6 protein-coding genes and 2 pseudogenes are annotated in these 7,004 nt (G+C 76.4%); 1 reads left to right on the top strand and 7 read right to left on the bottom strand.

The window, feature by feature from the left end:
- The 7 genes and pseudogenes from ACYVI6_RS17565 to ACYVI6_RS17535 form a co-directional block, all read right to left on the bottom strand.
- Nucleotides 1-584 (bottom strand): annotated as a pseudogene (locus tag ACYVI6_RS17565) (hypothetical protein); the annotation flags it as partial.
- A 261-nt stretch (nt 585-845) separates the two neighbouring features.
- On the bottom strand, nt 846-1,442 hold the full coding sequence (locus ACYVI6_RS17560) for a GNAT family N-acetyltransferase (RefSeq protein WP_460447603.1): 597 nt from the start codon (nt 1,440-1,442) through the stop codon (nt 846-848).
- Complete coding sequence (locus ACYVI6_RS17555) at nt 1,435-1,947, bottom strand: MogA/MoaB family molybdenum cofactor biosynthesis protein (RefSeq protein WP_460447605.1); 513 nt, start codon at nt 1,945-1,947, stop codon at nt 1,435-1,437. Before ACYVI6_RS17555 ends, ACYVI6_RS17560 begins: the two co-directional genes overlap by 8 nt.
- On the bottom strand, nt 1,932-2,360 hold the full coding sequence (gene moaC / locus ACYVI6_RS17550) for a cyclic pyranopterin monophosphate synthase MoaC (protein WP_460447604.1): 429 nt from the start codon (nt 2,358-2,360) through the stop codon (nt 1,932-1,934). Before moaC ends, ACYVI6_RS17555 begins: the two co-directional genes overlap by 16 nt.
- A 53-nt stretch (nt 2,361-2,413) precedes the next feature.
- Entirely contained in the window at nt 2,414-3,634 is a 1,221-nt protein-coding gene (gene glp, locus ACYVI6_RS17545; RefSeq protein ID WP_460447602.1) for a molybdotransferase-like divisome protein Glp, read from the bottom strand.
- The gene (gene galU, locus ACYVI6_RS17540) at nt 3,631-4,521 is read right to left on the bottom strand and encodes a UTP--glucose-1-phosphate uridylyltransferase GalU (RefSeq protein ID WP_460447601.1); all 891 of its coding nucleotides are present in this window, start codon (nt 4,519-4,521) and stop codon (nt 3,631-3,633) included. Before galU ends, glp begins: the two co-directional genes overlap by 4 nt.
- A 10-nt stretch (nt 4,522-4,531) precedes the next feature.
- On the bottom strand, nt 4,532-6,502 hold the full coding sequence (locus tag ACYVI6_RS17535) for a GGDEF domain-containing protein (RefSeq protein ID WP_460447600.1): 1,971 nt from the start codon (nt 6,500-6,502) through the stop codon (nt 4,532-4,534).
- A 142-nt stretch (nt 6,503-6,644) separates the two neighbouring features.
- On the opposite strand from ACYVI6_RS17535, the pseudogene ACYVI6_RS17530 reads away from it, so the two are divergent.
- A pseudogene (locus tag ACYVI6_RS17530) lies at nt 6,645-7,004 on the top strand (5-formyltetrahydrofolate cyclo-ligase); the annotation flags it as partial.

Below are 7,004 nucleotides of genomic sequence, written 5' to 3'. Positions count from 1 at the left end.
GCCGATCGGCGCTCGAGGCGCGCGCGGCGACGGGCCAGCTCACGACGGCGCATCGCCGCGCGGCGCAGGTGCGCCACCTGGCCGACGAGTCCGACGGTGAGCACGGCCGCGAGCCACCACGGCAGCGCGCCGACGGCGACGACCACCCAGGCGACCGGGGTCAGCACGAGCAGGCCGAGCAGCACCAGCGCTGCGGCGCGCTTCGTCGCCGCACCGTGCACGGGAGGGGCTGCGAGTGCCGGACGGGCCGGGCGCACCGGCCGGGGCGCGGTGGCGCGGGCGGGCTCGGCGCGACCGGTCACCTTCACCGGCTGCGGTTCGGGGCGCGCGACGGGGGCGGTGCTCGTCGCCGTCACCACCGGGGTCTGCACGCGGGCCGGCGCGACGACGTACGACCGGGGGCGGGCGCGGTCGAGCGGCACCACCGGCACCGGCGTCCGGCGCTCGAGCACGCGCATGGCGTCGCTGAAGCGGTCGATCGAGCGGGCCGTGCCGAGCTGGTCGCGCCGACGGACCCAGTGCCCGAGCAGGTAGGCGGCCCAGATCGCCACGATGGCGACGAAGATGAGGCTGCTGGGGTCCACGGTCACTGACCGTATGGGGCGCCGCACGAGCCGACCCGCAGGTCACCCGGTGTGTCGCGGACGAGGCTGCTGTGACTCGTGTGATCTGCGGCGCGAGGCATCCGCCGTCCAGGCGGCTCTGCGCGTGCGAGAACCGGTCTGGACGGCGAGAACCGGCCTGGGCGGCGGACCGGTGTCGGGGGGCCTCCGCGCGTCAGCCCGCTGCAGAGGCCCCGCGCAGCGGGTTGACGTGCGGAAAGCGGGCTGACGCGCGGAAAGGGGTCAGCGGAGGTGGCGGGTGGCGACGGCGAGGAGGCCGCCGGGGCCGAGCTCCTCGGCGGTCAGGGCGAAGGTGCGGTGGTCGCGCCAGGCGCCGTCGATGTGCAGGTACCGCTCGCGCAGGCCCTCGTCGCGGAAGCCGAGCTTCTCGACCACCCGCAGGCTCGGGGCGTTCTCGGGGCGGATGTTGATCTCGACGCGGTGCAGGCCCACGACCCGCAGGCAGTGGTCGGTGGCGAGGGCGACGGCGAGCGGGGTGATGCCGCGGCCGGCGAACTCGTGGCCGATCCAGTAGCCGATGTGCCCCGAGCGCAGCGACCCCCAGCCGATGCCCGCCACGGTGAGCTGGCCGACCATCCGCCCGCGCTGCGTCACGGTGAACGGCAGCGCCCGGCCGGCGCGGGCCTCGCGCTGCATGGCCCGCACGAGCTGGGGGAACCGCAGCACGGGGGCGTGGGCGTCCGGCGGGGTGGCCTCCCACGGCGCGAGCCACTCGTGGCTCTCGGCGCGCAGCTGTCGCCACGAGCGGGCGTCGCGCCGGCGCAGCGGCTGCAGCGCGACGTCGCCGTGCCGCAGCGTCACCGGCCAGCTCTCACCCACCGGTGGGTCCGTGGTCGCCGCCGTGGTCGCCACCGTGCAGCTGGCTGACGGCGTGCCCGAGCACCGGCCCGAGCACCTCGAGCGCGTCGCGGCACCCGCCCACCGAGCCGGGCAGGTTCACCACGAGGGTGCGGGCGCCCGCCACGCCGGCCAGCCCGCGCGACAGCACCGCGGTGGGCACGCCGCGCCGCACGCCGTCGGCTCGCAGTGCCTCGGCGACGCCGGGCAGCTCGCGGGTGAGCAGCGGCCGGGTGACCTCGGGGGTGCGGTCGGCGGGGCCGATCCCGGTGCCGCCGGTCGTGAGCACGACGTCGACGCCGTCGGCCACCGCGGCGGTGATCGCGTCGGCCACCGGGTCGCCGTCCGGCACGACGACGGCGTCGCCGACGTCGAACCCCAGCTGCCGCAGCCCCTCCACGAGCACCGGGCCGGCGCGGTCGGCGTACGTGCCGGCGGCCGCGCGGTCGGAGGCGGTGACGACGGTGGCCCTCACGGCGCCGTCCAGTCGCCGGAGCGCCCGCCGCTCTTGGCGGTGACGCGGACGTCGGTGATGCGGGCGGTGCGGTCGACCGCCTTGATCATGTCGACCAGGGCGAGCGCCGCGACGCTGACGCAGGTGAGCGCCTCCATCTCGACGCCGGTGCGGTCGGCGGTGCGCACGGTGGCCTCGACGTCGACCCCGTCGTCCGCCACCACGAGCTCGACGACGACGCCGTGCACGGCCACCGGGTGGGCCAGCGGCACGAGGTCGGGGGTGCGCTTCGCAGCCTGCAGCCCGGCGATGCGCGCGACGGCGAGCGCGTCGCCCTTCGGCACCTCGCCCGATCGCAGCGCGGCCACCGCGACCGACGACAGCAGCACCCGGCCGCGGGCGGTGGCCGACCGCACCGTGACGTCCTTGGCGGACACGTCGACCATCCGCGCCTGCCCGCGGGCGTCGACGTGGGTCAGGCCCGGCTGCACCTGCTCGCTCACCGGCGTCCCACCACCAGGCAGCGCAGCTCGTCGCCGGGCTCGACCCGCGTGACGTCCTCGGGCACCACGACGAGCGCGCCGGCCCGGGCCAGCCCGCCCAGCACGTGCGAGCCCTGTCCGGTGCCGACCAGCCGGACGACGCGGTGGCCGTCGGCGTCGGTGCCGAGCTCACCGCGGGCCAGCTGCAGCCTGCCGGCCGGGGAGCTGAAGGCGTCGAGCGCGCGGGCCTTCTCGGAGCGGCGGAACAGCCCGGTGTGCCCGGCCAGCTTGCGGATCGCGGGCCGCACGAACACCTCGAACGACACGAACGAGCTCACCGGGTTGCCGGGCAGCGTGAAGATCGGCGTCTCGTCGGGGCCGACGGTGCCGAAGCCCTGCGGCTTGCCGGGCTGCATCGCGACCTGCCCGAACCACACGGTGCCGAGCTCGCGCAGCACCTCCTTGACCGTGTCGTAGGCGCCGGCGCTGACCCCGCCGGTGGTCACGACGAGGTCGGCCCGCACGAGCTGGTCGTGCAGCACCCGCAGGAACGTCGAGGCGTCGTCGGCCACCACCCCGACGCGGTACGGCCGCGCGCCCGCGTCGATGCAGGCCGCGGTGAGCATGACGCCGTTGCTGTCGACGACCTGGCCGAAGCCGGGCACGGTGCCGGGGTCGACCAGCTCGCTGCCGGTCGACAGCACCACCACGCGCGGCGGCGGGTGCACCACGAGCCGGGCCCGGCCGACCGCGGCGGCGAGCGCCAGCTGCGCCGGCCCGAGCACCGTGCCGCGGGTGAGCACGACCTCGCCGCGGCGGACGTCGATGCCGGCCCGCCGCACGTGCGCGCCGGGTGTGGTCGGCGAGCGCACCTCGACCTCGCGCACCCCGCCGTCCGTCGCCTCGACCGGCACGACGGCCTCGGCGCCCTCGGGCACCGGCGCCCCGGTCATGATGCGCACCGCCTGACCGCGCGGCAGCGTGCTCTGCCGGGTCACGCCGGCCGGCACGTCACCGCCGACCGGCAGCCGCACCGGGGCCTCGGCCGCGCCCGCGACGTCGGCGACGTGCACCGCGTAGCCGTCCATGCCGGAGTTGTCGAAGCCCGGCAGGTCGACCGGGCTGGCGACGTCCTCGGCCAGCACGCAGCCCTGCGCCTCGAGCAGCCCCAGCTCGATCGGCTCGAGCGGGCGCACCCGGTCGAGGCACCGGGCCAGGTGCTCCTCGACGGAGATCACGACCCGACGTGCTCCTTCAGCCACGCGGCGAAGTCGGCGCCGAACTCCTCGTGCTCCTGGCCGAGGCGGACGACGGCCTTCAGGTAGTCGAGCCGGTCGCCGGTGTCGTAGCGGCGGCCGCGGAACACCACGCCCCACACGGTGCCGCCCTGCTCGACGGGGCGCCCGGCCAGCGTCATGAGCGCGTCGGTCAGCTGGATCTCGTTGCCGCGACCGGGCGGGGTGTCGTGCAGCACCGCGAACACCGACGGGTCGAGCACGTATCGGCCGATGATCGCCAGGTTGCTGGGGGCGTCGGCCGGCTCGGGCTTCTCGACCAGCCCGGTCACCTTGACGACGTCGCCCTCGCTGCCGGACTCGTCGATCGCCGCGCAGCCGTACATGTTCGTCTGCTCGGGCGGCACCTCCATGAGCGCCACGACGCTGCCGCCGCGCTCGCGCTGCACGGCGATCATCTGCTGCAGCAGGGTGTCGCGGGCGTCGATGAGGTCGTCGCCCAGCAGCACCGCGAACGGCTCGTCGCCGACGTGCTGCTCGGCGCAGAGCACCGCGTGGCCGAGGCCCCGGGGGTCGCCCTGCCGCACGTAGTGCACGTTGGCGAGGACGGCGGAGTGCCGCACCCGCTCGAGGCGGTGGGTGTCGCCCTTGGCCTCGAGCGCCTGCTCGAGCTCCCACTGCCGGTCGAAGTGGTCCTCGAGGGCGCCCTTGTTGCGCCCGGTCACCATGAGCACGTCGTCGAGGCCGGCCGCGACGGCCTCCTCCACGACGTACTGGATGGCCGGCCGGTCGACGACGGGCAGCATCTCCTTCGGGATCGCCTTCGTGGCGGGCAGGAACCGCGTGCCCAGACCAGCTGCAGGGATCACGGCCTTCGTGAGGTCGCTCATGGCCCGCAGGCTATCGGTCGACCCGCACCTCGCCACCAGGTGCGACCTGCCACTGGTCGCGGCCGGCGCGCTTGGCGGCGTACAACCCCTCGTCGGCGGCGCGCACCAGGTCGCCGCTCGCCGTGCCGTGGATCGGCAGCGACGCGACGCCGACCGACACGGTCACGACCACCACGTCGTCGCCGACGACGAAGGGCTCCTCGCGCACCGTCTCGCAGATCCGCTCGGCCAGGTGCTCGGCGCCCAGCGTGTCGGTCTCCGGCGTGACGACCACGAACTCCTCGCCGCCGTAGCGGGCCACCGTGTCGACCTCGCGCACCACGCTGGCCAGCCGCCGGGCGAGCTCGCGCAGGACGGCGTCGCCGACGGTGTGCCCGTACGTGTCGTTGACGTTCTTGAAGTGATCGAGGTCGAGCAGCAGCACCGACAGCGGCCGGTCGAACCGGGTGGAGCGCTCGACCTCGCGGGCCAGCGTCGTCGTCATGTGCCGCAGGTTGCCGGCGCCGGTGAGCGGGTCGGTGACCGACAGCCGCTGCGCCTCGCGGTGCAGCAGCACGTTGTCGACCGCGATGCCGGCCGGCCCGGCGAGCGACGTCAGCATCTGCTCGTCGTCGGTGCCGAAGTCGGGCCGGCTCGTCTCGCGCTCGACCACGATGACGCCGAGCACACCGTGCCCGCGCCGCAGCGGGGCCGCGAGGGCCGCACCGCCGAGCGCCGTCGTGTCGTCGCCGTGACCGTGCCCCAGCCGCCGGGCCAGCCCGTCGGCGGCCACCTGCCCGGCCAGGCCGCTGCCCAGCGACAACCGCCGAACCTGCGACCGCGGCGCGGCGGACGGCACCGACACGCGGGCCACGATCGACTCGCCCTCGACCAGCCACGCCGTCGCCCGCTGCGCGTCGGTCGCCGACATCGCCGCCTGCAGCACCGTCGACAGCAGGCCGTCGAGGTCGTGAGTGCGCTGCAGCGTGTCGCCCAGCCGGGAGACGTTCTCGCGCAGCAGGTCGCGGCTGCGCTCCAGCTCGCCGATCTTGACCTGCAGCTCGTCGGTCATCACGTTGAACGCCCCGGACAGCCGGGCCAGCTCGTCGCGCCCCTGACTCGGCAGCCGGGTGCTGAGGTCGCCGCGGGCCACCCGCTCCGCCGCCTCGGTCAGCCCCAGCACCGGCCGGGTGAGCGACGACGCCAGCCGCAGCACCAGCCAGGCGCCGAGGGCGAGCACCAGCAGCAGCGGCACCAGCACGAGCAGCAGGGTGGTGCTCGTCGTGCGCACCTGCTGCGCGGCGACCACCGCGCAGGCCAGGCCCGCGGTGGGCGCCGGCGGCTGCGTCGACACCATCCAGCCGTCGACCCGCTCCCTCCCCCCGCCCGCGGCGGCCAGCCCGCGCAGCACCTGCGAGGTGGCGGGGTCGGCCGAGCTGGCGCCGGTGCCGCCGGGGCAGGCCAGCGCGACCTGCGGCGTGCGCTCGCGGCCGGTGGTGCCGGCCAGCCGGTTCAGCACCGTCTGGTTGATCTCGCGGCCGACGACGACGGAGAACCGCGGCCCGGCGTCCGGGGTGACCTCGGTGCGCTCGGCCACCAGCGCCGGCCCGGTCACGTCGCCCCGGGCGGTGCCGGTGCCGGTGCGGAGGCTGCACGAGGTGGCCTCGGCGACGAGCGCGTCGGGCGCGACGTCGGGCACGGCGCCGGCCCGGGCGACGACCTGGCCGCCGCGGACGACGGCGGCGAACGCGTCCGGCTGGCGGCGGGCAGCGGTCTCCGCCGCGGTCTGCAGGTCGGTGCCCGACGACGCGCGCAGCGCCAGGTAGCGGGTGGTCTCGCCGAGCGAGCGGCACTGCTGGGTGAGGCTGCTGGCGACGAAGCGCGACAGCTGCACCATCTGGCCCTGCGTCTCGCGCGCCTGGCGCAGCGGCCCGAGCACGCCGATCGCGACCACGGCGACGACGGCAGGGACCAGCACGATGAGGCCCAGGACGACGGCCACCCGGCTGCGAACCGACCTCAAGGCCCTCTCCTGTCCGCCACGGGCCCGGACCGGTCGCCGGTGCCCGTGGCATCGTGACACGCGCGACACCCGAGCGTCACGGACCGATCGGGCGGAACCAGGGCAGGCCTGTGGAGGAAGTGTGCGCGAGCCGGACGTCGGCAAGGCCGCGCTGCGCGCCACCGCCCGGGCCGCCCGTCGTCGCAGCGCCCCGCTCGCCGACGCGCCCGGCAGCGCGCCGCTCGGTGCGCTGCTGGCCGAGCGGGTGCTCGCGCTGCTGCCGGCGACCGCCACGACGGTCGCGACGTACGCCGCCGTCGGCCGCGAGCCGCCGACCGCCGGCCTCGTGGCCGCCCTGCACGCCCGCGGCCTGCAGGTGCTGCTGCCCGTCGTGCTGCCCGACCTCGACCTCGACTGGGCCCAGGACGACGGCGTCCGCAGGCCCGGCCCCGACGGCCCGCACGTGCCCGAGCCGGGCGGTGCGCGGCTCGGACCGCACGCC

It is taken from the genome of Angustibacter aerolatus (assembly GCF_054776675.1).
This window is presented reverse-complemented; position numbering and strand designations above follow the sequence as displayed.

Bases quoted from the DNA above. Each gene is read 5' to 3' on its own strand.
- moaC (WP_460447604.1), bottom strand. From the start codon at position 2,360: ATGGTCGACGTGTCCGCCAAGGACGTCACGGTGCGGTCGGCCACCGCC.
- galU (WP_460447601.1), bottom strand. From the start codon at position 4,521: ATGAGCGACCTCACGAAGGCCGTGATCCCTGCAGCTGGTCTGGGCACG.